General features: G+C 36.6%; 24 protein-coding genes. 1 reads left to right on the forward strand and 23 read right to left on the reverse strand.

Going from position 1 to position 20,991, the window contains the following annotated elements:
• Positions 1 to 136 precede the first annotated feature (136 nt).
• The 9 genes from mtrB to ACSU6B_RS14225 all read right to left on the reverse strand — a co-directional run bounded on the left by mtrB (position 137) and on the right by ACSU6B_RS14225 (position 8,025).
• Positions 137 to 373: a trp RNA-binding attenuation protein MtrB gene (gene mtrB / locus ACSU6B_RS14185; protein WP_168244924.1), complete on the reverse strand. Its 237-nt coding sequence runs from the start codon at positions 371 to 373 to the stop codon at positions 137 to 139.
• A gap of 32 nt (positions 374 to 405) precedes the next feature.
• Positions 406 to 972, reverse strand: a complete 567-nt coding sequence (folE, locus tag ACSU6B_RS14190) for a GTP cyclohydrolase I FolE (protein ID WP_168244925.1) — start codon at positions 970 to 972, stop codon at positions 406 to 408.
• Between the two features lie 152 nt (positions 973 to 1,124).
• Positions 1,125 to 1,397 carry a non-specific DNA-binding protein Hbs gene (gene hbs / locus ACSU6B_RS14195; RefSeq protein WP_024030636.1) on the reverse strand — a complete coding sequence of 91 codons (273 nt, stop codon included), beginning with the start codon at positions 1,395 to 1,397 and terminating at the stop codon, positions 1,125 to 1,127.
• A 394-nt stretch (positions 1,398 to 1,791) separates the two neighbouring features.
• Positions 1,792 to 3,270, reverse strand: coding sequence for a stage IV sporulation protein A (gene spoIVA, locus ACSU6B_RS14200; RefSeq protein ID WP_098931601.1), 1,479 nt, complete (start codon positions 3,268 to 3,270; stop codon positions 1,792 to 1,794).
• 286 nt (positions 3,271 to 3,556) lie between these two features.
• Entirely contained in the window at positions 3,557 to 4,267 is a 711-nt protein-coding gene (locus tag ACSU6B_RS14205; RefSeq protein ID WP_410886104.1) for a hypothetical protein, read from the reverse strand.
• A 34-nt stretch (positions 4,268 to 4,301) separates the two neighbouring features.
• Complete coding sequence (locus ACSU6B_RS14210; protein WP_088088805.1) at positions 4,302 to 4,487, reverse strand: DUF2768 domain-containing protein; 186 nt, start codon at positions 4,485 to 4,487, stop codon at positions 4,302 to 4,304.
• 316 nt (positions 4,488 to 4,803) lie between these two features.
• Positions 4,804 to 5,859, reverse strand: coding sequence for an NAD(P)H-dependent glycerol-3-phosphate dehydrogenase (locus ACSU6B_RS14215; protein ID WP_410886106.1), 1,056 nt, complete (start codon positions 5,857 to 5,859; stop codon positions 4,804 to 4,806).
• A gap of 24 nt (positions 5,860 to 5,883) precedes the next feature.
• Positions 5,884 to 7,194, reverse strand: coding sequence for a ribosome biogenesis GTPase Der (gene der / locus ACSU6B_RS14220; protein ID WP_410886108.1), 1,311 nt, complete (start codon positions 7,192 to 7,194; stop codon positions 5,884 to 5,886).
• 222 nt (positions 7,195 to 7,416) lie between these two features.
• Entirely contained in the window at positions 7,417 to 8,025 is a 609-nt protein-coding gene (locus ACSU6B_RS14225; protein ID WP_410886110.1) for a YphA family membrane protein, read from the reverse strand.
• A gap of 108 nt (positions 8,026 to 8,133) precedes the next feature.
• On the opposite strand from ACSU6B_RS14225, the gene ACSU6B_RS14230 reads away from it, so the two are divergent.
• A complete protein-coding gene (locus ACSU6B_RS14230) occupies positions 8,134 to 8,280 on the forward strand; it encodes a YpzI family protein (protein WP_214997559.1) in 147 nt (48 codons plus the stop codon).
• A gap of 28 nt (positions 8,281 to 8,308) precedes the next feature.
• Here ACSU6B_RS14230 and fni read toward each other — a convergent pair whose 3' ends face one another.
• From fni to ACSU6B_RS14300, 14 genes are all read right to left on the reverse strand, one after another.
• Positions 8,309 to 9,367, reverse strand: a complete 1,059-nt coding sequence (gene fni, locus ACSU6B_RS14235; protein ID WP_410886112.1) for a type 2 isopentenyl-diphosphate Delta-isomerase — start codon at positions 9,365 to 9,367, stop codon at positions 8,309 to 8,311.
• A gap of 11 nt (positions 9,368 to 9,378) precedes the next feature.
• Positions 9,379 to 10,518 carry a 30S ribosomal protein S1 gene (gene rpsA / locus ACSU6B_RS14240; RefSeq protein ID WP_410886114.1) on the reverse strand — a complete coding sequence of 380 codons (1,140 nt, stop codon included), beginning with the start codon at positions 10,516 to 10,518 and terminating at the stop codon, positions 9,379 to 9,381.
• Between the two features lie 164 nt (positions 10,519 to 10,682).
• Positions 10,683 to 11,264 carry a lysophospholipid acyltransferase family protein gene (locus ACSU6B_RS14245; RefSeq protein WP_410886116.1) on the reverse strand — a complete coding sequence of 194 codons (582 nt, stop codon included), beginning with the start codon at positions 11,262 to 11,264 and terminating at the stop codon, positions 10,683 to 10,685.
• A gap of 2 nt (positions 11,265 to 11,266) precedes the next feature.
• The gene (gene cmk / locus ACSU6B_RS14250) at positions 11,267 to 11,941 is read right to left on the reverse strand and encodes a (d)CMP kinase (RefSeq protein ID WP_410886118.1); all 675 of its coding nucleotides are present in this window, start codon (positions 11,939 to 11,941) and stop codon (positions 11,267 to 11,269) included.
• A 158-nt stretch (positions 11,942 to 12,099) separates the two neighbouring features.
• Positions 12,100 to 12,279: a YpfB family protein gene (locus tag ACSU6B_RS14255; RefSeq protein ID WP_410886120.1), complete on the reverse strand. Its 180-nt coding sequence runs from the start codon at positions 12,277 to 12,279 to the stop codon at positions 12,100 to 12,102.
• Between the two features lie 79 nt (positions 12,280 to 12,358).
• Positions 12,359 to 13,708 carry a germination protein YpeB gene (gene ypeB / locus ACSU6B_RS14260; protein ID WP_410886122.1) on the reverse strand — a complete coding sequence of 450 codons (1,350 nt, stop codon included), beginning with the start codon at positions 13,706 to 13,708 and terminating at the stop codon, positions 12,359 to 12,361.
• Positions 13,709 to 13,722: 14 nt separating this feature from the next.
• On the reverse strand, positions 13,723 to 14,610 hold the full coding sequence (gene sleB, locus ACSU6B_RS14265; protein ID WP_410886124.1) for a spore cortex-lytic enzyme: 888 nt from the start codon (positions 14,608 to 14,610) through the stop codon (positions 13,723 to 13,725).
• Positions 14,611 to 14,709: 99 nt separating this feature from the next.
• Positions 14,710 to 15,399, reverse strand: a complete 690-nt coding sequence (gene prsW / locus ACSU6B_RS14270; RefSeq protein WP_098931580.1) for a glutamic-type intramembrane protease PrsW — start codon at positions 15,397 to 15,399, stop codon at positions 14,710 to 14,712.
• A gap of 114 nt (positions 15,400 to 15,513) precedes the next feature.
• Positions 15,514 to 16,470 (reverse strand): asparaginase, encoded by a 957-nt coding sequence (locus tag ACSU6B_RS14275; RefSeq protein WP_410886172.1) that lies wholly within the window; start codon positions 16,468 to 16,470, stop codon positions 15,514 to 15,516.
• Positions 16,470 to 17,450, reverse strand: coding sequence for a YpdA family putative bacillithiol disulfide reductase (locus ACSU6B_RS14280; protein ID WP_410886126.1), 981 nt, complete (start codon positions 17,448 to 17,450; stop codon positions 16,470 to 16,472). The genes ACSU6B_RS14275 and ACSU6B_RS14280 overlap by 1 nt, the downstream gene beginning before the upstream one ends.
• 94 nt (positions 17,451 to 17,544) lie before the next feature.
• Positions 17,545 to 18,822 carry a Glu/Leu/Phe/Val family dehydrogenase gene (locus tag ACSU6B_RS14285; protein ID WP_214997548.1) on the reverse strand — a complete coding sequence of 426 codons (1,278 nt, stop codon included), beginning with the start codon at positions 18,820 to 18,822 and terminating at the stop codon, positions 17,545 to 17,547.
• Between the two features lie 242 nt (positions 18,823 to 19,064).
• Positions 19,065 to 19,646, reverse strand: a complete 582-nt coding sequence (locus tag ACSU6B_RS14290) for a genetic competence negative regulator (RefSeq protein WP_410886128.1) — start codon at positions 19,644 to 19,646, stop codon at positions 19,065 to 19,067.
• A gap of 75 nt (positions 19,647 to 19,721) precedes the next feature.
• Entirely contained in the window at positions 19,722 to 20,504 is a 783-nt protein-coding gene (locus ACSU6B_RS14295) for a metallophosphoesterase (RefSeq protein ID WP_410886130.1), read from the reverse strand.
• 24 nt (positions 20,505 to 20,528) lie between these two features.
• The gene (locus ACSU6B_RS14300; RefSeq protein ID WP_214997547.1) at positions 20,529 to 20,897 is read right to left on the reverse strand and encodes a hypothetical protein; all 369 of its coding nucleotides are present in this window, start codon (positions 20,895 to 20,897) and stop codon (positions 20,529 to 20,531) included.
• Positions 20,898 to 20,991 lie beyond the last annotated feature (94 nt).

Here is a 20,991-nt window from a genome sequence, read left to right on the forward strand (position 1 = left end):
AAAAGCCTAACCATTCTCTAAAAACAAGGCAGACACCATTATATCATAAAAGGTTTTCTTTAGGCAGAAATTCACAAAATAATCATTTACGCTCATATGAAACAAGATGAAAACAATGTGATTCGAACTGATTATCTTATTTTTTCAATTCACTTTCTACTTCACCCAGGTGAGTAAGAATTTTCGCATTTCCCCTGATTTTTATAGCAGAAGTATGCTCAGTAAATTGAGCTATAAGCACTTCTCCTTTATCCAGCTTCTCAGAATGATGAAATTTTGTATCTGTGCCCCTTGTTAAGCCGATAACACTGACACCATCATCAATCGCTTTAATAACTACATACTCACCATTTTGTGGATAGCGTTTCTCCATTTGGTCACCTCAAATACTTTAGGTAAATTAGACTAATATTTTATTAAAGATAGCACTTCAGCCCGAGCAATAGCATCGTCAGCAAGAACACCGCGGACTGCAGTGGTTACTGTTTTAGACCCTGGCTTTTTTACACCGCGCATGGTCATACACATATGTTCCGCTTCGACAACCACCATCACTCCGTGCGGTTCTAATTTTTCCATCATGCTATCAGCAATCGTGGAAGTAATCCGTTCTTGGAGTTGAGGTCTTTTTGCTACAGCTTCTACAGCTCTTGCCAATTTACTCAATCCAGTTACACGACCATTTTTCGGGATGTAGGCTACATGTGCTTTACCAAAGAAAGGAACGAGATGGTGTTCACACATAGAATAAAAAGGGATATCTTTAACCAATACCAATTCTTCGTGATCTTCACTAAAGATGGTTTCAAAATGCTTCTTTGGATCCTCATTTAATCCACTAAAAACTTCTTCATACATTTTTGCTACACGTTTAGGTGTATCAAGCAGTCCTTCGCGGTTTGGGTCTTCACCGATTGCTTCTAATATTAAACGTACCGCTTCTTCAATTTGGGCACGATTCACTTGTGACATATTAAAATTCCCCCTATTGTTCAGTCAAGTATATATGACAAATACATATTAGCACAATCTTTTTAGTTCAAGCAAAAAAGTAGAAAAAAGGCCATGGACTTTACCATGACCTTTTTACTTAAGCATTCGCCTCTTGCAATAAATTTATGTAATTATTTTACTGCGTCTTTAAGCGCTTTACCTGGTTTAAAAGCTGGAACTTTGCTAGCAGCGATTTCGATTTCCTCACCTGTTTGAGGGTTACGACCTTTACGAGCTGCACGCTCACGTACTTCAAAGTTTCCAAAACCGATTAATTGTACTTTATCACCATTTTTTAAAGCATCTAAAATCGCATCAAAAACAGCATCAACTGCTTTAGTAGCGTCCTTTTTTGAAAGCTCGCTTGCTTCAGCAACTGCATTAATAAGTTCTGTCTTGTTCATGCCATTCACCTCCTCCCAAAGAAATTATCAAGATTCGTAAATAAGATTACTTATCTACATTTCTAAACAATTTTTCTGATTTCTATACGTCATAGCTCGGTTTTATTACCAAAGTAACCTTAAATAACTAAATTGGTAACTCAAATCTATTTTTTCAAGGAAAACCCTTATGAAATAAGGGTTCAAACACTATAACGTAATTCAGTTTAAAGATTATCATAATCAATTCAGCATATCAAGAAGATTTCATTAAATAATGGTAATCTTTTCTTTTGTTCAACAAAATTCTACTTATTTTGCCCATTTTGGTAGATTTTTCCCACTAATGTCCGTGAAAACAAAAATACGACGCCCTCATTTCCACAAAAAAAAGACCCCGATTAGGAGTCAGAGCCTATAGAATAATGGCAATTAAGCCGCCTGAGCCTTCGTTGATAATTCTCTCTAACGTTTCTTTAAGTTTATATCTTGCATTTTCTGGCATTAAGCTCAGCTTTGCTTGGATACCCTCACGAACAATGGAGCTTAAGCTGCGGCCAAAGATGTCTGAATTCCAAATGGATAACGGGTCATCTTCGAAATCCTGCATTAAGTATCTTACAAGCTCCTCACTTTGTTTTTCCGTACCAATAATTGGGGCGAATTCAGATTCCACATCCACTTTGATCATATGAATCGATGGTGCTACAGCACGAAGCCTTACGCCAAACCGGGCACCTTGACGAATAATTTCCGGCTCTTCAAGACTCATATCAGAAAGTGTTGGTGAGGCAATTCCGTAACCCGTTTGTTTCACCATTTTTAAGGCATCAGCAATGTGATCATACTCTGCTTTAGCATGGGCAAAATCCTGCATTAATTCGAGCAGATGATCTTTCCCGCGGATTTCTACCCCAACGATTTCTTTTAATATATCATCATACAATTCATCTGGGGCAATTAAATCAATTTCAGCAACCCCTGAGCCCATTTCAATTCCTGCTAATCCAGCTCTTTCAATAAATTCAAACTCACTAAAATGTTGGACAACTCGATCAACATCTCTTAATCTCTTGATATCTTTTACAGTTTCCTTTACTGCATCTTGATAGCTTTCACGAAGCCAATGGTTTTCTCTTAGAACCATAACCCAGCTTGGCAAATTCACATTGACTTCAAGGACAGGGAACTCGTAAAGTGCTTCACGGAGGACATTCAGAACATCACTGTCGCGCATACTTTCGACACTCATGGCAATTACCGGGATATCATATTTTTCTGCTAAACTCGATCTTAGCGTTTCAGTGCTTGGATGGTAGGGCTGAGCACTGTTAACAACCATGATGAACGGTTTGCCAACTTCCTTCAGTTCGTTAATAACTCTTTCTTCTGCCTCAATATAGTTACTTCTTGGAATCTCACCTATTGTCCCATCCGTTGTAACAACCACACCAATAGTGGAATGCTCCTGAATGACTTTCCTAGTGCCAATTTCAGCAGCTTCATGGAAAGGAATTGGTTCCTCATACCATGGGGTAGTAATCATTCTTGGTCCATTTTCATCCTCATAGCCTTTAGCACCTGGCACTGTATAACCAACACAATCAACTAGCCTAATATTGACATTTAATCCATCATCAACATGAACAGTTGCTGCTTGATTAGGCACGAATTTCGGTTCAGTTGTCATAATTGTTTTTCCTGCAGCGCTTTGAGGCAGTTCATCCAGTGCCCGTGACCTCTCAGCTTCACTGTTTATATTCGGTAACACGACCAGCTCCATAAATTTTTTAATAAATGTAGATTTTCCAGTCCGTACGGCTCCTACTACCCCTAAATAAATATCACCGCCTGTTCTTTCGGCAATATCTTTAAAAATATCAACCTTTTCCAAGTGATCCCCTCCCGATCATAGAGTAAAGTGGGATTAAACATCCATTTTAGGTATTTTTGGACAGTATATGTTTATGACGTTGTCCTATAATGTTATGACACTTTTCGAAAACTTTTTTACCCCCTTATTAAAAATTCACTAAGTTCTCTTGTATCTGTAGTGTCTGAACATTTGATTTAATGGAGGGTTTCAATATATTTATTTCTTTGGCATTAGCAAAAAAAACCCTTCTCCTACAATATATTTCATAGGAAAAGGGTTATGACTAAATATAAGAATAAGCACATTATTCTTCTAAAAATACTGGTTCTTTCGTCTTAGAATCCCATGTATATGGCAAGGAATAGGCAGGCACAAACATTGAATCATTCACTAAAATTGAGCGAATATCCTCCCCTGATTTTACCTTCTCGTCCGTTTTTTTCATTGCTTGGTATAAATCCGGGCGATAATCTACATATACTTCTGCACTACCAGTTATGACAAATGTTAAATTTTGATTAGTAAACGGACTGACAATGAAAGGATCTTTTTTATATCCTAGCTGTTTAAAATCAAGGGAAAAAACATTTTTAGCAATTTGCTTTTTATATGGTGGATACCCTTTTGTTTTAATTCGTAATTTAATATCTCGTATCACATCTGTTATTCTTAAATCAAATAATTTTACAGTCGGCTTGGTCTCCACATCTACGAGTACATATTGGAAGACCCCCCCATTTTCATAAGCATTTCCTGGCGGCTCCGCGATATATTTTGGAGTGATTTTTTTAAATTCAATTGGATACTTCTGATAAATCGGCGTTTCTGCTTCTTTTGTTTTTATTGGAAGGATTCCGCTATTTTCCTCTCTAAAGGCATCCACAGCGGTTTGAACAGCTTGAATTTGATCTCGATAAGGGATTTGATTCTTCGCTAATTCCTCTTGAGGATACATGCATCCTGCCAGTAAAAAAGCGGTTAAAGCTAGAAAACAACCGAGCACATTCCATTTCATTTGATCACCACTTTATTTATGTATTTAACCCTGATTATGTTAAGAAAACTATAAGAAGCGTTAGGCCAGAAACAATCATTAATAAGTAAGCGATAATTGCAGTAATAATTCGAAATACTCCTTTTAACTTATATCTGCTGAAATAAATTGTCATAATCGCAAGGAACATAAACCCCATTCCAGCAATTGACACCCACATTTTAAACATTGCTGGTGACACACTAAACTCCCCCTTTTTCGAAAATTAATTATATCACAAGCGATAACTTTTCTAGAAAAATTTTAAACTAAAAACTTTCATGTTCTTTTCATGTTCTCTTCCTCACCAAAAAAAAACCGAAGTAAAGAGGGGCGAATTCTTTACTTCAGCTTTAAAGACTAAATAACCCATACTCCAGCGTCAAACTACCAGGTTGCTTCGTTGCATTGTATGCAATCTAGACACAAAGCGCCTCTTTAGAACGCCTATTTATTAATAAAAATATTCATGAGCAGTAACACTGCCCGCCCCCACTTAATGACATTTGGGTCATTTTTTAGTCTTCAATATTCCTTTCATCTAAAACATTAACCAAATCTTCCATTTCGTGGGTCTTTCCACGTGCCATTAATACATCTACAGCGTCTATTGCGTTCTTCCCGTTAAATAAGACATCATATAGCACAAAGGTTATTGGCATATTTACATCATACTTTTTCGCTAACTGATAAGCCGCTTTGGTGGTTCTCACACCCTCTACAACCATCCCCATGTTATCCAAAACCTCATTAAGGGTTTTCCCTTTACCTAATAGGTTTCCCGCTCTCCAGTTCCTTGAATGGACGCTTGTACATGTAACAATTAAATCACCTATTCCTGCTAGGCCTGAAAAAGTTAATGGATTGGCTCCCATTTTGGTACCTAGACGAGCAATTTCAGCTAATCCTCGTGTCATTAAGGCTGCTTTTGCATTATCACCATAACCAAGCCCATCTGTAATACCCGCTCCAAGTGCAATAATATTTTTTAATGCACCACCTATTTCAACACCGATGATATCTGAATTCGTGTACACTCGAAAATTGTTGTTGATGAATAAATCCTGTACTTTTTCTGCGGCAGCCATATTTTCTGAAGTAACGGTTACCGTTGTTGGGTGACGAAGGCTTACTTCTTCAGCATGACTAGGACCAGACAGAACAACGACACCTTTTAGCAATTCTTTGGGCATTTCTTCTCTTATTATTTCTGATATACGCATTAATGAATCAGGTTCGATTCCTTTACTTACGTGTGCGATCAAAATCGGACCAGCTTGCACGGTACGGATTTTTCCAATTACCTCACGTATTGCTTTCGTGGGAACAGCTAATATAATTGTATCCACTCCCGCTAATGTATCACTTAATGAAGCATACCCCACAATTAATTCTGAAAGAACGATCTCAGGCAAATATTTCTTATTTGTGTGCTCTTCATTAATTTCTTTCACCTGAACCTCGTTATGGCTCCAAAGACGGACTTCATGTCCATTGTCTGCAAGGACCATTGCCAATGCGGTTCCCCAGCTTCCTGCTCCGATAACAGCTATTGCAGTTTTAGTAGCATTCAATTTAAATCACACCCACCTTATCTTTTATTTTCTTTCTCTTGCAAAAATTTTGATAGGAGTTCCTTCAAATCCAAAAGCATCTCTAATTCTGTTCTCTAGGAAGCGTTCATAGGAAAAGTGCAATAATTCAGGTTCGTTTACAAACACAACAAAGGTCGGCGGTTTAACAGCCACTTGGGTTGTATAATATAATTTTAAGCGTCTGCCATTGTCTGTTGGGGTCGGATTCATTGCTACTGCGTCCATGATGACATCATTAAGGACACTTGTTTCAACCCTCATCGAGTGGTTTTCACTAGCAGTGTTGATCATTGGCAGAAGTGTATGGATTCGTTTTTTTGTTTTTGCGGATAAAAACACAATTGGAGCATAACTAAGAAATAAGAAATGTTCCCTGATCTTGTGTTCAAGTTCCTTCATGGTCTTCTCATCTTTTTCAATAGCGTCCCACTTATTTACAACAATAACGATAGCCCTGCCGGCTTCATGTGCATACCCAGCTATCTTTTTGTCCTGTTCAATGATTCCTTCTTCGGCGTTAATGACAACAAGAACAACGTCAGAACGTTCAATTGCCCTTAGTGCACGGAGGACACTATATTTTTCCGTACTCTCATATACCTTACCTTTTTTCCTAATTCCCGCTGTATCAATTATGACATATTTTCCCCCATTAAATGTATATGGAGAATCGACTGCATCACGAGTTGTACCGGCAATATCACTTACGATTACACGTTCTTCGCCTAATATAGCATTTACCAATGAGGATTTCCCTACATTCGGCCGCCCAATTAAGGAAAATTTGACTACATCTTCACCATATTCAATAGGTTTGTTTTTTGGAAAATGTCTTGCTGCTTCATCCAATAAGTCACCTAACCCTAGTCCATGTGCCCCTGAAATTGGAATAGGCTCACCAAACCCTAATGAATAAAAATCATAGATATCTTCACGCATTTCAGGATTATCTATTTTATTTACAGCTAATACAATCGGTTTTTTAGACTTATATAATATTTTTGCCACTTCTTCATCGGCTGCTGTTACCCCTTCTCGTCCATTTGTTAAGAAGATAATAACATCAGCCTCATCAATCGCAACTTCCGCTTGTTGGCGGATTTGCTCTAAAAAAGGTTCGTCACCAATATCTATACCACCAGTATCAATCACGTTAAAGTCATGTGTTAACCACTCACCTGAACTATAAATACGATCTCTTGTAACTCCTGGAATGTCCTCAACAATGGAAATACGTTCACCGACAATTCGATTAAAAATAGTTGATTTTCCTACGTTGGGCCGTCCTACAATGGCAATAACAGGTTTAACCAATTACAATCGCCATCCTTTCTTTTCTATAATCAAATACAATTTAGTATGTTAGCATAGAGTGAAACTTCCTTCAGTGGGGGTCTTACTTCCCGTTAATGCGGGATAATTCCCTATAGTTCTTATTAAGTAAAGAAACCCTTCTGTCATCTAGAAGGGCCTAACTATATTATATTATCAATGATACTCCTTTCCCGCAATGGGGAAGCTTGACAAGATTCTAAATTACGAGGATTTTTGCTTTCCTTTTTCAAAGAAATGAAAATGATTTTGCAATATTGTACCAGCGTTTTCCAATGTACTCCATCCTGCAAGCAAAAGTGCCGTTAACGAACAAACATCTAAATAGGCAAATTCCCCAATCAAATAGGGAAATTGGAATTTATTTAATATATATGCATATAAAATCTCTCCCTGCATTCCACCTGCAAAAATTATGATCAATCTCCCTTTTAAAGTTTTTTGCAATAGTATGGCTAAATACCACAATGCTATACCCATCATCCATTCCTTCTTAAAAACGATCCAAATTGGATCAAATATCTCAAATAAATGGAAGGTTACATATGCGATTGTTATTATGAATGAACAAATAAAAAAGTAAATTATTCCTCCTCGTTTTTCCTGGCTAATTAATAAATAACAGATACCTAAAATAAATAATCCACTTGCTTGTATTTCAAATTCACCTACCATAAATTGAATATTTGATAATATTAGTGCAATTAAAACGATAGCAGCAAGTTTAACTCGAAATGGGTTTTGTTTTTCTAAAATAAATGTTAAGTAAATCCAAAAGGCCCAACAGCTCCAATAAAAGAGTAACCCTTCCAACTCATACACCTCCTATTATTTTCATTATTGGTAATCTTTATGTAGTTTCATACTTCCTTGAATAATATTTCCTGTGTGAATCATCTTATTAAGAGGAGGTGTGTAGGAATGGGAAAAGACCGACAAGAACAAAAGTTACGCGAAAGTAGAAGAGTGGAGTCAGATCGTGATCAGGCATTACATTATCCTGGCTCGACAAAATTATCAAGTCCTGAGGAAGCAAGAGATTTAAATGATGGAAAATATGATAAATAAAAAAGAGCTCTCGCGAAAGCGGGAGCTTTTATTTATTGGTGCGCTGGGCAAATTGTTTTGTATCTATGCCTCTTTGATTTAACCAATGATAGGTTTCGCCAGATATTATTAGTGGTGCATTTTTTAAATCTGAAACTGTCTTTGTACCTAAAGCAGTCATAATCATTTTTAATTCCTCATGAAGGATTTCGATTTCTTTCTGTAACGTTTCTATTCCATCTTTAACAAGAATTTTCAAGAAATAACCTGCCATGCCAACCGCATCTGCTCCAATCGCTATTCCTTTTGCAATATCATGCGCTGACATAAATCCCCCCGAGCCAATGATGGATAGATGATTAGAAACTGACGTTGCTTCAAGAATAGATACACCCGTCGGGATTCCCCATTGATTAAAAAAAGACAGAGATTTTTCCCTGCGCTTATTTTCAATTTCAGCAAAATTTGTTCCCCCAGAGCCGCCCACATCAACCACTTTAACACCAATTGACGAAAGTGATTGAACAGTTTCCTTTGCCATACCGAAACCAACTTCTTTCACAATAACAGGGACTGTTAGCTCTTTAACAATGGATTCAATTCTTTTAAGTGCACCAGAAAAATTCCGATCTCCCTCTGGCATAGTTAATTCTTGAATTACATTTAAGTGTATTTGCAGGGCATTTGCTTCAACCATCTCGATAGCAGCTTTTGCGTCGTCTGGTGAGGCTTCACTCCCTAAATTTGCAATAATAACACCTTTGGGATTCTCTTTACGGACAATTTCATAGGTGTATTTTTGAGTTTTATCTTTTAATGCAGCCATTTGTGACCCAACGGCCATTGTTAAACCGGTATTTTTAGCTACTATTGCCAGCTCTTTATTGATACGATAAGTTTTTTCACCACCACCACCGGTCATGGCATTGATAAAAATTGGCGAACTTAAATAAAGTCCGCCAAATTCATGGTCTAATCCAACATCGAACACACCGATATTCGGTAATCCCTGGTGAATAAATTTTATATCATCGAAAGCTGAAGCATGATGTTTCCTATTATCAAGGGCATAACGAATGTGGTCCCATTTTCGTTCAGATCTAGACACTTAAATCACCATTATTTTCCTAGATTCTTTAATTTATCTCCAATAACTTCTCCAAGCTGAAAGCCTTTTGACTCTTCAGGAAGCTCATAGTCATGGTTTTCCTCATACTCTTTTTCAAGAAGTTCTTTAATGCTTAAGGATAAACGTTGATCTGACTCATTTGCCTCAAGAACTTTGACTTCTACTTCCTGTCCCTCTTTCAATACTTCATGTGGTGTACCGATGTGTTTATGGGCAATTTGAGAGATATGAACGAGCCCTTCAACACCTGGAAATACTTCGACAAATGCACCATAAGAAACCAATCTTTTCACTTTTCCTTTTAAGACGGTTCCTTTTGGTGCTTTTTCGGAAATATTTGACCAAGGTCCAGGAAGTGTTTCTTTAATCGATAAAGAAATCCTTTCATTATCACGATCAACACTCAATACCTTAACCTGTACTTGTTGTCCTTCATGAACTACATCAGAAGGCTTATCGATGTGCTCATAAGATAATTGGGAAATATGAACAAGACCGTCAATGCCGCCAATGTCAACGAACGCCCCAAAATCAGTGATTCTTTGAACTGTACCATCAATAATTTGGCCAACTTGAACTGCAGTTAGGCGATTTTGTTTTTGTTTACCCTTTTCTTGTTCTACAACAGCTCGATGAGAAAGAATTAATCGATTCTTTTCCTTATCAAGTTCTACAATTTTAAAGGTTAGGATACGGCCTTTGTAATCGCTGAAATCTTCTACAAAATGAGCTTCGACGAGGGATGCTGGTACAAAACCACGAACTCCGAGATCAACAACAAGGCCGCCTTTTACGACGTCTTTAACCTCAGCTTCAAAAACTTCTCCACTTTGGAATTGTTTTTCTAAACTCTCCCATGCTTTTTCTGCATCTACTTTCCTTTTGGAAAGGATGATCGCTTCTTCCTCTACTTTTAAAACTTCTAATTCTAATTCATCACCATCTGCGACTGCATCTGATGCTTTTTCAATATGCAGGCTTGAAAGTTCACTGATTGGAATGATTCCATCAATTTTGCTGCCTTGGATATCTACGAGCACCTGCTTTTCTTCTACTTTAGTAACTTTTCCTGTCACTTTATCCCCGATTTCAAAGTTTCTCACTTCTACTTGATTTAATTCTTCCGACATATGTATTCCTCCTTAATCCATTTACTCCTAAAAATTCTATATATGAACTGGTGGATGCCACGCAGCATACAACATATATAAGACAAACCTAAAAGCAGTGAATTTTCAAAAAAAAACTCTTTCCATTAAACTTCTTACAAATAGTCTTTTTTGTCAAGCAGAACCTATTGATGTTCTTTTTTAAGTTTTTCAATCTTTGACATAATTAATTCAGTAACTTGTTCTGCTGAAGCTTTCTCTTTTCTCATTTCTTCCAGGTCAATGGGTTGTCCATAGACGACCTTTAATTTTCGGAAACTTCTATACGGTCCAATAATAGCACAAGGTACAACTGCTGCTGTTGATCTAAGAGCAAAAAATCCCGCCCCGGAAAGTCCTTTTCCTAGTTCCCCATTCTTACTCCTTGTTCCCTCTGGAAAAAGACCGAAAACATGACCATCCTTTAGAATCTTTAAACCTTTTCTAAGTGCTTCACGATCGTTAAATCCCCTTTTAACCGGAAATGCATTGCATTTCCTAACAATATTACCTAAAACAGGAACGGAAAAAATCTCTTCTTTTGCCATATAGTGAATAGGGCGTGGTGCCATGATTCCTACAACCATAGGATCGAAATTATGGATATGATTAGAACAAAGAAGAACCCCACCCTCTTTCGGGAAATCTTCACGTCCGATGGCTTCAATCCTGTACCATGGCTTAAAAACTCCATATACCACTGACCTTGCAAACGCATAAAACGTCACACTTATCCAATCCTTTCGTGCACCAACGTCATTATTTTTTCAACAACATCAGGAATTGTCAAAGAGGTTGTATCAATTTCAATTGCATCATCGGCTTTTTTCAGTGGTGCTATTTCTCTCTCTGAGTCGATTTTATCTCTACGAGCAATTTCTTCTTTCAACTTTTCTAAGTCGGATTGAAATCCTTTTTGGACATTTTCAATATGACGCCTCTCAGCTCTTTCCTCGACACTAGCAAGTAAGAATACCTTTACCTCTGCACCTGGCAATACATGTGTCCCGATGTCCCTACCATCCATTACAACTCCGCCTTCAGAGGCAAAAGCTTGTTGTCTTCTGACCATTTCTTCACGGACCTTCTGATGTTTAGCAACATATGAAGTAGAATTAGTTACTTCAGCAAAACGAATCTCTTCTGTCACATCCCGATCGTCAAGATATACTAATTGTCCACTCTCAGAAGGCTGCAATTTAATATCCGTAGATAATAATGTCTCTAATAATGAATCTTCATCTTCTATATTTAGCTGATTAACTATTGCCTTATATGTTAATGCCCGGTACATAGCACCAGTATCGATATATATATAAGAAAGTTTTTCTGCTACAATTTTTGCAACTGTACTCTTACCGGCTGCAGCAGGGCCGTCTATTGCGATTGATATTTTTTTTTCCATAAATCCTCCTATTTGACATCATGATTATCTCATATGTTGTCTACTATTTATTTTACCACAAGATATGTCAATGCCTCTTTTATTTACGACTATAAAAATGAAATTTAATGACAATTATAATTATGTTCAATCAAAAGAAAGCAGGCAGGCCTGCTTTCTCATTTTCCTTGGAAGGTTTCAAGAATATCAGTATATGTATTTTCATTTACCCCTTCGTATTTTGTCAATTGTTTTACTTGAGGAAAGACATCCAACTGATGAAAAAATAACTGTGCAAAAAATAGAAAAATAAACTGTATGATGACAACTTTAATTAAAACACTTTCTACCCTTTTCATAACATCCACTCCTCAAATCAATATATATTTATTATTGGAGTTATTTGAAAAAAATATAAGGAAAAGCAATTGCTCTTCCTTATATCACGTCTTCATATACCGTCTCAGCATTCTTCATTTTTTCAACATCTTCTTCTACACCGCTTTTTGCATTAATAAAAATACGATAGGTATCATCATCGATTGTCCCAAGGAACTCATAACAAAGCACCTCTTTGTTAAGGTCATTTATTATAATTGCCTGCCGGTCTTCCATTACTTTAAAGTTAGGATTCACCTTTGCTCGGGCTTGTTCTACAGAAATAGCAGGCTTTTCTATTTTCCTTGTCTGAAAAGATTTTAAATACTCCTCAGCGGATACACCAATAATATCGCCATTGTCCAAAGCAACTTTAACTTTAATCGATTCAGGGTAAATTCTAATACCATTTATTTTTGAAACAAAATTGAAAACACCGATATTGTCATATTGTGTGCTTTCAAATATCTCTAAATCTTTAAAACCTGTTTCTTTTAGAAAAGTCGCCGCCTTATTATCAGCATCATTTAAACTGAGAACTTGTTTTTTTACATCTCGATGGTTAATAAACCAAATTGGATGTCCCGCTTTTTTGGTAATGTCCATACTGCCTTCATCACCGGTTTTCTTATTTTTTATGGAAACACTATAAAAACCATAATCAGAACCTTTTCCATTTTCAGTAACTTTCACTTCGGAATTCCCATCAATTTTCATATACTTTTTAGCGATCTTAATGGCTTCTTGCTTGGAAATCGTTTTTCCTTTTATTTTTTTAAAATTTTCATCCTTTTTTTGCATATTTACAAAAGTTGGGCCCAAGTCCGATTCTTCATAGCCTGTCACTGTCTTTTCTACAGATTTAAAGCCGTCAATTATTGTATTATCCGTAGATTCCTTGCCAGAAGCCAGGGCAAGTTCAACATCCATCCAGCGAAGGTTATTTTTGAGTACCATATGCTGTACTTTTCGAAGGTCATCCTGAATATCACCAGACTGCTTATAAAGTACCTTTAAAGTGTTGTATTCATCCTTTGACAATGGTTCCTTGTCTAAATCTCTAACAGCGGTTCGATAGCTGAAGTTTCCAATTTTGGCCAAGAATTCCTCCGTCTTGTTAAAAGGTAGTAATGTTAACGGCAGTTGCCCTACATCACTATGTGCTTCTGAAGTAATCCTCCATACCTCAATTAACGATGGAGACAAGGATTGCCTTGAATTCATTGCAAGGGTTGTTCCAATCTTATCGTGTAATAAATCCACTTGATAGGAAAGATCATGGAATGCTCGTTGATAAGTATTTTCTGCATTTATTAATATTGCATTTTTTTCCTGATGTTCTTGGTAGCCCCAATAGGCTGTTCCCGCGACACCTACAGCGAGAACACCTATTAATATTCCTCTAATCAATTCTATTCACCTCTCTACTTGCAAAAAATATGTTTCCCAATTTGTTTTATTTGAGGTCGTCCCCATATCCAGCCGCTAGTAGCAGTATCTGGGTTAAAATAGTATAATGCCTCTCCAGTTGGATCCCAACCATTGATTGCATCTATTACGGCTTTCTTAGCATTTTCATTTGGTGTTAGCCAAATTTGCCCATCAGCAACAGCAGTGAAAGCACCAGGCTCAAAAATTACTCCTGAAACTGTATTAGGAAATGTTGAACTATTCACCCTATTGAGAATAACAGCTGCAACAGCAACTTGACCTGTATAAGGTTCTCCCCTTGATTCTCCATAAACGGCATTAGCCATCAATTGGATATCATTTTGTGAATAACCATTTGGTATGTTAGCGGCTGTTGGCTTTTTGGGTGTCCCATTTTTTGGTGCTGTGTTTTTTTGAGCTGTATTTTCTGGTGGAGCTGTTTTTTTGGGTGTTTGTTTTGCTGGTGCTTTGTTTGTTGGATTAGGGGCACTTTGTTTACTTTCATCTACCCCACCGTAATGTGTAAATTTGTTACCTGAGTTTATTTGTTTTTTTACAAACTGTTCATTGTATTTGCTTGCATTGGCTAGTTTTAATTTTGTTGGCCACCCCGCCAATCCATCAATTGGCAGCCCAAATTCATATTGAAAATTTCTTAACGCCCAATACGTACTCCATCCGAATACCCCATCAATCTCCCCATGGTAAAATCCAATATACTGGAGCCTGGATTGCAGTTCAATGACATCATCACCAACTGCACCTTTTTGGATAATCTGATTAGAGAAAGCTCTGACCTCCTTGCTCTCAATAAAAGAAGATGTCCCAAATATAAGAAAGATTAGTATGAAAAATTTTAGCAGGATTTTTTTCTTTATCATGGAATATTAACCCCCATTGTAAATCTTTTATCAGTAACCCTATTTTTTGTTTAAATGGTGTTTTTATTCCATTTTAATGAGAATAAATAAAAAAACCCTTTACAAGTGAAGGGTTTTTTGGACAGCATATTGTTTTTTCATATGATTGGCACTTAATATTTTAGCTTTTTTCACTTTCCTAAGTCCAAACCACCAAAGAAAAATCATAAAAGGAAAAATAATAAAGAGCCAATTTTCTTGGGAAATTAAGATAAAATCGTATGCACCGTGCAGAAGAAATGGTAAGAGAAGGGAAAATATAACCCATTTAGCTTTATTCCCTTCTGTAAACTTTGCTTTTCCAATATAAAAGCCCATAATTACACCAAATAGAGCGTGACTTGAAACAGGTAATAATGCACGTGTTACCGCATGTTCGATTCCATTAGCTATTAAATAGAAGACATTCTCTATTGTAGCAAAACCAAGTGAAACAGCTACTCCATAGACAATTCCATCAAAGGGTTCATCAAACTCTACATGCTGATAGACAACATAAAAGAGGATAAACCATTTGAAAAACTCTTCAAATAGACCTGAGCTAAGAAACGCATTGAAAAGATCAGATTTAATTATATGTTCTGTTTCAAGTACATGCTGGATAAACATGATTGGAAACACAAGAAGAGCTCCGTACATAAATGTCCTTAGAACGAAGGATATTGGCTCTGAGTCATATTCATCTTTTAAATAAAAATAACTAAGTAAGGCCAGTCCGGGGGCAATTCCGGCGGATAATATTCCCAGCATGATGAACCTCTTTTCCAATCCATTTTCTTAATCGTATCATGTATTCTCTATAAAGAAAATGAAAGATTCATTCCATTTATTAAGCTGACTTCAACCATTTGACCTTTGGTTAACTTAAAATTTAATTTCCTTCAAATTGCTAGCAAGGGCAACAGCCAATTTAATTCTTGCTTTTTTAGAGTCGTTGTCACTCCCTAGAATAACTCCCTTATTAAAAAGATCAAAGGCACTTCCTTCATAATCATAGGTTGTGTATACTGAACCCTCTTCTGCGCTAGTAGTGACAACCAGTTTAATTCCCGCTGCAATAGCTTTTTCAATTTCTTCCATCATTTTAGGGGCAACCTGACCACGTCCCACTCCTTCTAGGACAATTCCAGCAATCCCCGCCTCTCGAGCTGCCTTAATAAATTTCCCATCAGCTCCAATATAGCATTTAATGATTTCGACTTGAGGAATAGATGATTCTATTTCAAAATACTCTCTTTTAATTGGTTTTTGAAAAACATGAACTTGATCGTTATCAATAATGCCAAGATAGCCAAATCCAAATGCATTGAAACCCTGGATATTGGATGCATGTTCTTTTTTTACATATCTTGCAGCAAATATTCTTTCATTAAAAACAACAACGGTGCCAGCATCCCTTAAATCATGAGAACAAGCACAATAAATGGCATGACGCAAATTAATATACACATCGCTGCCTAAATCCTCTGGCGAGCGCTGGGAACCTGTAACGACAACAGTTCTTGGGTCTTTTATTGTTAAATCAAGAAAATAGGATGTTTCTTCCATTGTATCCGTTCCATGTGTGACAACCACGCCTGAAACATCTTCATCCTTAAAATAGTCCTCAATTTTGTTTTTTAATAAAATTAAATCATCAAATGTGATATGAATACTTGCTTTTTGAAAAACAGATTCAATAACGACATCAATGTCCTTTGGCAAATTACACATACTAGCGAGCTCTTCACCAGTTAACGCACCTGAGGCTAATTTTCCTGAATCTTTATTTGGCTTGCTTGCTATTGTTCCACCTGTTGTTAATAAGACAACTTTTTTCATCATTTTGTCACCCTTTTTGCATCTTTTTCTAGGATTGAGCAAGCAATTTCCCCACCGTGGAACCTGCCATTTTCAATGAATATTTCATTTGCGTTATTTCCTGCCGCAATTACACCTGCTATATATATCCCCTCAATATTTGTCTCCATTGTATCTGCATTAAAGAAGGGGCGCCCTGATTCCCCATCTATTTTTACACCCATGTTCCGTAAAAATTGATGATCTGGATGGTAGCCTGTCATTGCAAAAACAAAATCATTGCTTATCACATTTTCGTTATGGTCTTTTATATATACAACTTGATTTTCCGTTATTTCTTTTAGGGTAGCGTTAAATTCCATCAAAATGGTTCCCGCCCGGACCAACGCTTCAAATTCAGGAAGAATCCATGGCTTTATACTTGGAGAGTATTTTTCACCACGATATAAAACGGTCACTCTCGCTCCAGCCTTCACAAGTTCTATTGCAGCGTCAACACTAGAATTTTTCCCACCAATCACACAAACATCTTTATCATAATAGGGATGGGCTTCTTTAAAATAGTGAAATACCTTTGATAAATTTTCACCAGGTACCTCCATATAATTGGGATGATCATAATAACCGGTTGCGATGATTACATAGCGAGCACAATAAGTATTTTTATTGGTAAAAACATGAAACAGATCACCTTGTTTTGATACACTGGTAACTTTTTCAAACGCATTTATTCGTAACTGTTTACGTTTGGCAACTTCTCGATAATAAACAAGCGCCTGATTTCTTTTAGGCTTATAATGTTCTGTAATAAAGGGTACTTCGCCAATTTCTAATTTTTCTGCTGTACTAAAAAATGTTTGATGTGTAGGGTAGTGATAAATTGAATTCACCACATTTCCTTTTTCAATAATAAGTGGTTTTTTCCCTATATCCTGAACTGCAATCGCCGCTGCTAAACCACATGGGCCACCGCCAACAATAATGATATCTTCTATTTGCATAATAAGTACACCCCTTAAAACAATCATACAGAATAACAAAAAACTCCTATCGTCTATGATAGGAGTTTTTTCACTATGTTTCAATGGATAAGTTTTAAATCCAGCCTCTAAAACGGCTTGCTTCTGCCATTTTTCTAACTCCAACCATATATGCAGCAAGTCGCATATCGACACGGCGTGTTTGGGCAGTGTCATAAATATTGTTAAAGGATTTTATCATTACCTTTTCCAGTTTTTCTTCTACTTCTTCCTCAGACCAATAGTAACCTTGGTTATTTTGAACCCATTCGAAATAAGAAACGGTTACACCACCGGCAGATGCTAATACATCCGGAACAAGGAGAATTCCTCGTTCTGTTAAAATCTCTGTCGCCTCTAGTGTAGTTGGACCATTTGCCGCCTCTACCACAATGCTTGCACGAATATTATGAGCGTTTTCTTCAGTAATTTGATTTTCTATTGCTGCAGGAACAAGAATATCGCATTCAAGTTCTAGCAATTCCTTATTTGTTATCGTGTTATTAAATAATTTTGTAACCGTTCCAAAGCTATCTCGTCTATCCAATAGATAATCAATATCCAAACCATTTGGATCATGCAAAGCTCCGTATGCATCAGAAATTCCAATTACTTTTGCACCTGCATCGTGCATGAATTTAGATAAAAAGCTTCCAGCATTACCAAAACCTTGAATAACAACCCTTGCACCCTCAATTTGAATACCTTTCTTTTTAGCAGCCTCTTGGATACAGATTGTTACTCCTTTTGCCGTTGCAGACTCACGTCCATGTGACCCTCCAAGAACCAGTGGTTTACCTGTAATAAAACCTGGTGAATTAAATTCATCAATTCGGCTATATTCATCCATCATCCAAGCCATGATTTGCGAATTGGTAAACACATCAGGAGCTGGAATGTCTTTAGTTGGTCCAACAATTTGACTAATTGCTCTTACGTATCCCCGGCTTAATCTTTCAAGCTCTCTAAAGGACATATCACGAGGGTCGCAGACAATACCGCCTTTACCACCGCCATACGGAAGATCGACAATTCCACATTTTAAGCTCATCCAAATTGAAAGGGCTTTCACTTCCGTTTCTGTCACACCTGGATGGAAACGAATCCCACCCTTTGTTGGCCCCACAGCATCATTATGCTGGGCACGGTAACCAGTAAATATTTTTATGGAACCGTCATCCATTCTAATTGGAATTTTAACTGTCATTAAACGTAATGGCTCTTTTAAGAGCTCATATACCTCTTCAGGATAACCTAACTTTTCAAGGGCTTTATGTATAACGGTTTGTGTCGATTTCAACACATCATGCTTTTCCTCTTGATTAGTCTTTTCATTATCTTTATCGGCTACCATTTGTAATCCTCCCTAAAAAAATGCTACGAATGTTGTCAGCTTTCAGACACAAGTATACACCTTTAATTGATTTATGCAAGAGGAAATAACAACTACCTGAACCATTATGTAAACGTTGCCAATTGCATTTTTAAAGGATTTCTAAAAATTGCAATGGCTACAAATTATATCTTAAAAGCTTTTAATGATTGAAAGGGCGGTGGTTGCCCTCTTCTAACTTACTTTCTTAAAAAGAAGCTAAATTACTTGAAATATTGAAGAATAGTTTCCACCGCATTATTTTCGATTATTCGTTTCCCATACTCAGCTAAAACGTACGGACTTAGAATAGAAGCATTACCAAATTCAGATAAAACACAAGCTGCCTTAATATTATTTTCAGTTTCTAAATTATTCATTACTAAATAATAGCGGTTATGCATTGCATATAGGCTTCCACCAAAAATATTGACAGTGGACAGTCTTTTTGAAAGACCAATTATATCCTCAAAATCATTAAACTCATACAATAGGTCCTCAAAACCTTCCATCCTTACTTGCATTTCAATAAATCCATCATATAGAATTTCCTCATCTTCAATTGCTTCATCAACGGTTATGATCAATATCATCCCTTGAGCCTGGAGGGAGAACACCTCTACCGCCACAGAACCTTGGATATCAACGTCAAATTCCTCACTTGCCTCTTCCACCAAATCATGAAAAAGCTGATTCCATTTTATGGAGTCTTTCCAAATATCTTCTTTGGAGAGTCCCCTGTCAAATAAATCATCAGAGGTTAGAAAAATTTTTATTTTATTGGCCGTTAAGCGTTCTAAGCGCATGATTTTGCCCCCTGCCGTGACATAACTCTTGTTTTCAGTGTATGCCCTGGGGTCCTGTTGGTGAATTGTCTATATTTATCCTTCCATATCAGAATTCCACTTTAGTGTAATCAAGTGACATTCAGCAGGTGCCCCCAACCTTAAAGGGAGGGTAGTGGTACCATAACCATTACTAATAAGAAGAATGGTATTATCTAATCTTTTTATTTTCCCTCTTTCATGTGGACTATATCCTAAAATATGAATTTGCCCCCCGTGGGTATGACCACATAACACTAAGCGAATTTCATGTTCAGTAAGAATCTTATTTGTAATATCAGGATAATGGCTTGCTAGAATTTTAAAACTTTTCTCTTCTGCATCTAGTAAGGCTAAATCCAGACGATCTCGGTCTTGCTTTAAATCATCTACACCAAGTAAACAAAATTTTTCACCCTCTGCTGATTCAAAAGTCACAGCGGTGTTATCTAATATTTTAATACCTAACTCCAGGAGGATGGCATCTAATTTATGATAATCTACTTCATAATCATTGTTTCCCCATACAAAGTAGACAGGACCAATTTGCTTTAGTTTCAACAAGTTTGCTTTAACCTTCTCAAAAGGAACCCCTTTTTCTGTTAAATCTCCACCGATTACAACTATATTTGCCTTCCCCTTAACAGGGTTAATAATTTTATCAGATATCTTTCTCCTATGAATATCCGATATAAAAAAGATCGAAACACTGCCAAGAGATTTAGGAAAGTCAGAAAAAGATAATTCATGTTCTATTACTTTATTTAAAAATGCTTCACGTAACATATATATAAGAAGACATACACCACCAATAAACAGGACAACTAAACTAATAACCATATTTCCTTTTCCCCATTTCTTAACTTAATGTTCAATGGAAATCATACCATAAAAAAGACTTAAACTAAAAAAGACAAGGGTTTGCTCCCATCCCATTTTAAAAAGAAGGAAAAAAATAAAAAAAAGGAAGAGATATTCCAAGAAAAGATTCATACCTAATTTTTCTCGTTTCTGCCCCATTTTTCTTGTCCTATGTAACAGCTCACGAATAACTTTTCCGGTAACGAGAAATCCAATAAAAAAAACCACTGAAGCTATAAAAAATTTTAATGGATTTATTACAAGCCCTATAAAGAACTCAGAAAGGACAAATGGATGAGGAATCGTAATCCATTTAATGAGCAGATATCCACTTAGAAAAATAACCAAATCCGTCAATACTTTTTTATACATAAAAATCCCTCCCATACAATGTATGAGAAGGATTGAAAATATTACCTAATTCAGTTATTGGTCCTCTTCGATACTTAAAATTCTGAACCCATGT

This window comes from Neobacillus sp. C211 (assembly GCF_051842875.1).
GTDB lineage: Bacteria > Bacillota > Bacilli > Bacillales > Cytobacillaceae > Neobacillus.

What these genes read in the sequence shown, in the direction of transcription:
- mtrB (WP_168244924.1), bottom strand. Translation starts at nt 373, where the DNA reads ATGGAGAAACGCTATCCACAAAATGGTGAGTATGTAGTTATTAAAGCG.
- folE (WP_168244925.1), bottom strand. Translation starts at nt 972, where the DNA reads ATGTCACAAGTGAATCGTGCCCAAATTGAAGAAGCGGTACGTTTAATA.
- hbs (WP_024030636.1), bottom strand. Translation starts at nt 1,397, where the DNA reads ATGAACAAGACAGAACTTATTAATGCAGTTGCTGAAGCAAGCGAGCTT.
- ACSU6B_RS14205 (WP_410886104.1), bottom strand. Translation starts at nt 4,267, where the DNA reads ATGAAATGGAATGTGCTCGGTTGTTTTCTAGCTTTAACCGCTTTTTTA.
- ACSU6B_RS14230 (WP_214997559.1), top strand. Translation starts at nt 8,134, where the DNA reads ATGGGAAAAGACCGACAAGAACAAAAGTTACGCGAAAGTAGAAGAGTG.
- rpsA (WP_410886114.1), bottom strand. Translation starts at nt 10,518, where the DNA reads ATGTCGGAAGAATTAAATCAAGTAGAAGTGAGAAACTTTGAAATCGGG.
- cmk (WP_410886118.1), bottom strand. Translation starts at nt 11,941, where the DNA reads ATGGAAAAAAAAATATCAATCGCAATAGACGGCCCTGCTGCAGCCGGT.
- ACSU6B_RS14255 (WP_410886120.1), bottom strand. Translation starts at nt 12,279, where the DNA reads ATGAAAAGGGTAGAAAGTGTTTTAATTAAAGTTGTCATCATACAGTTT.
- sleB (WP_410886124.1), bottom strand. Translation starts at nt 14,610, where the DNA reads ATGATAAAGAAAAAAATCCTGCTAAAATTTTTCATACTAATCTTTCTT.
- prsW (WP_098931580.1), bottom strand. Translation starts at nt 15,399, where the DNA reads ATGCTGGGAATATTATCCGCCGGAATTGCCCCCGGACTGGCCTTACTT.
- ACSU6B_RS14275 (WP_410886172.1), bottom strand. Translation starts at nt 16,470, where the DNA reads ATGAAAAAAGTTGTCTTATTAACAACAGGTGGAACAATAGCAAGCAAG.
- ACSU6B_RS14280 (WP_410886126.1), bottom strand. Translation starts at nt 17,450, where the DNA reads ATGCAAATAGAAGATATCATTATTGTTGGCGGTGGCCCATGTGGTTTA.
- ACSU6B_RS14285 (WP_214997548.1), bottom strand. Translation starts at nt 18,822, where the DNA reads ATGGTAGCCGATAAAGATAATGAAAAGACTAATCAAGAGGAAAAGCAT.
- ACSU6B_RS14290 (WP_410886128.1), bottom strand. Translation starts at nt 19,646, where the DNA reads ATGCGCTTAGAACGCTTAACGGCCAATAAAATAAAAATTTTTCTAACC.
- ACSU6B_RS14295 (WP_410886130.1), bottom strand. Translation starts at nt 20,504, where the DNA reads ATGGTTATTAGTTTAGTTGTCCTGTTTATTGGTGGTGTATGTCTTCTT.
- ACSU6B_RS14300 (WP_214997547.1), bottom strand. Translation starts at nt 20,897, where the DNA reads ATGTATAAAAAAGTATTGACGGATTTGGTTATTTTTCTAAGTGGATAT.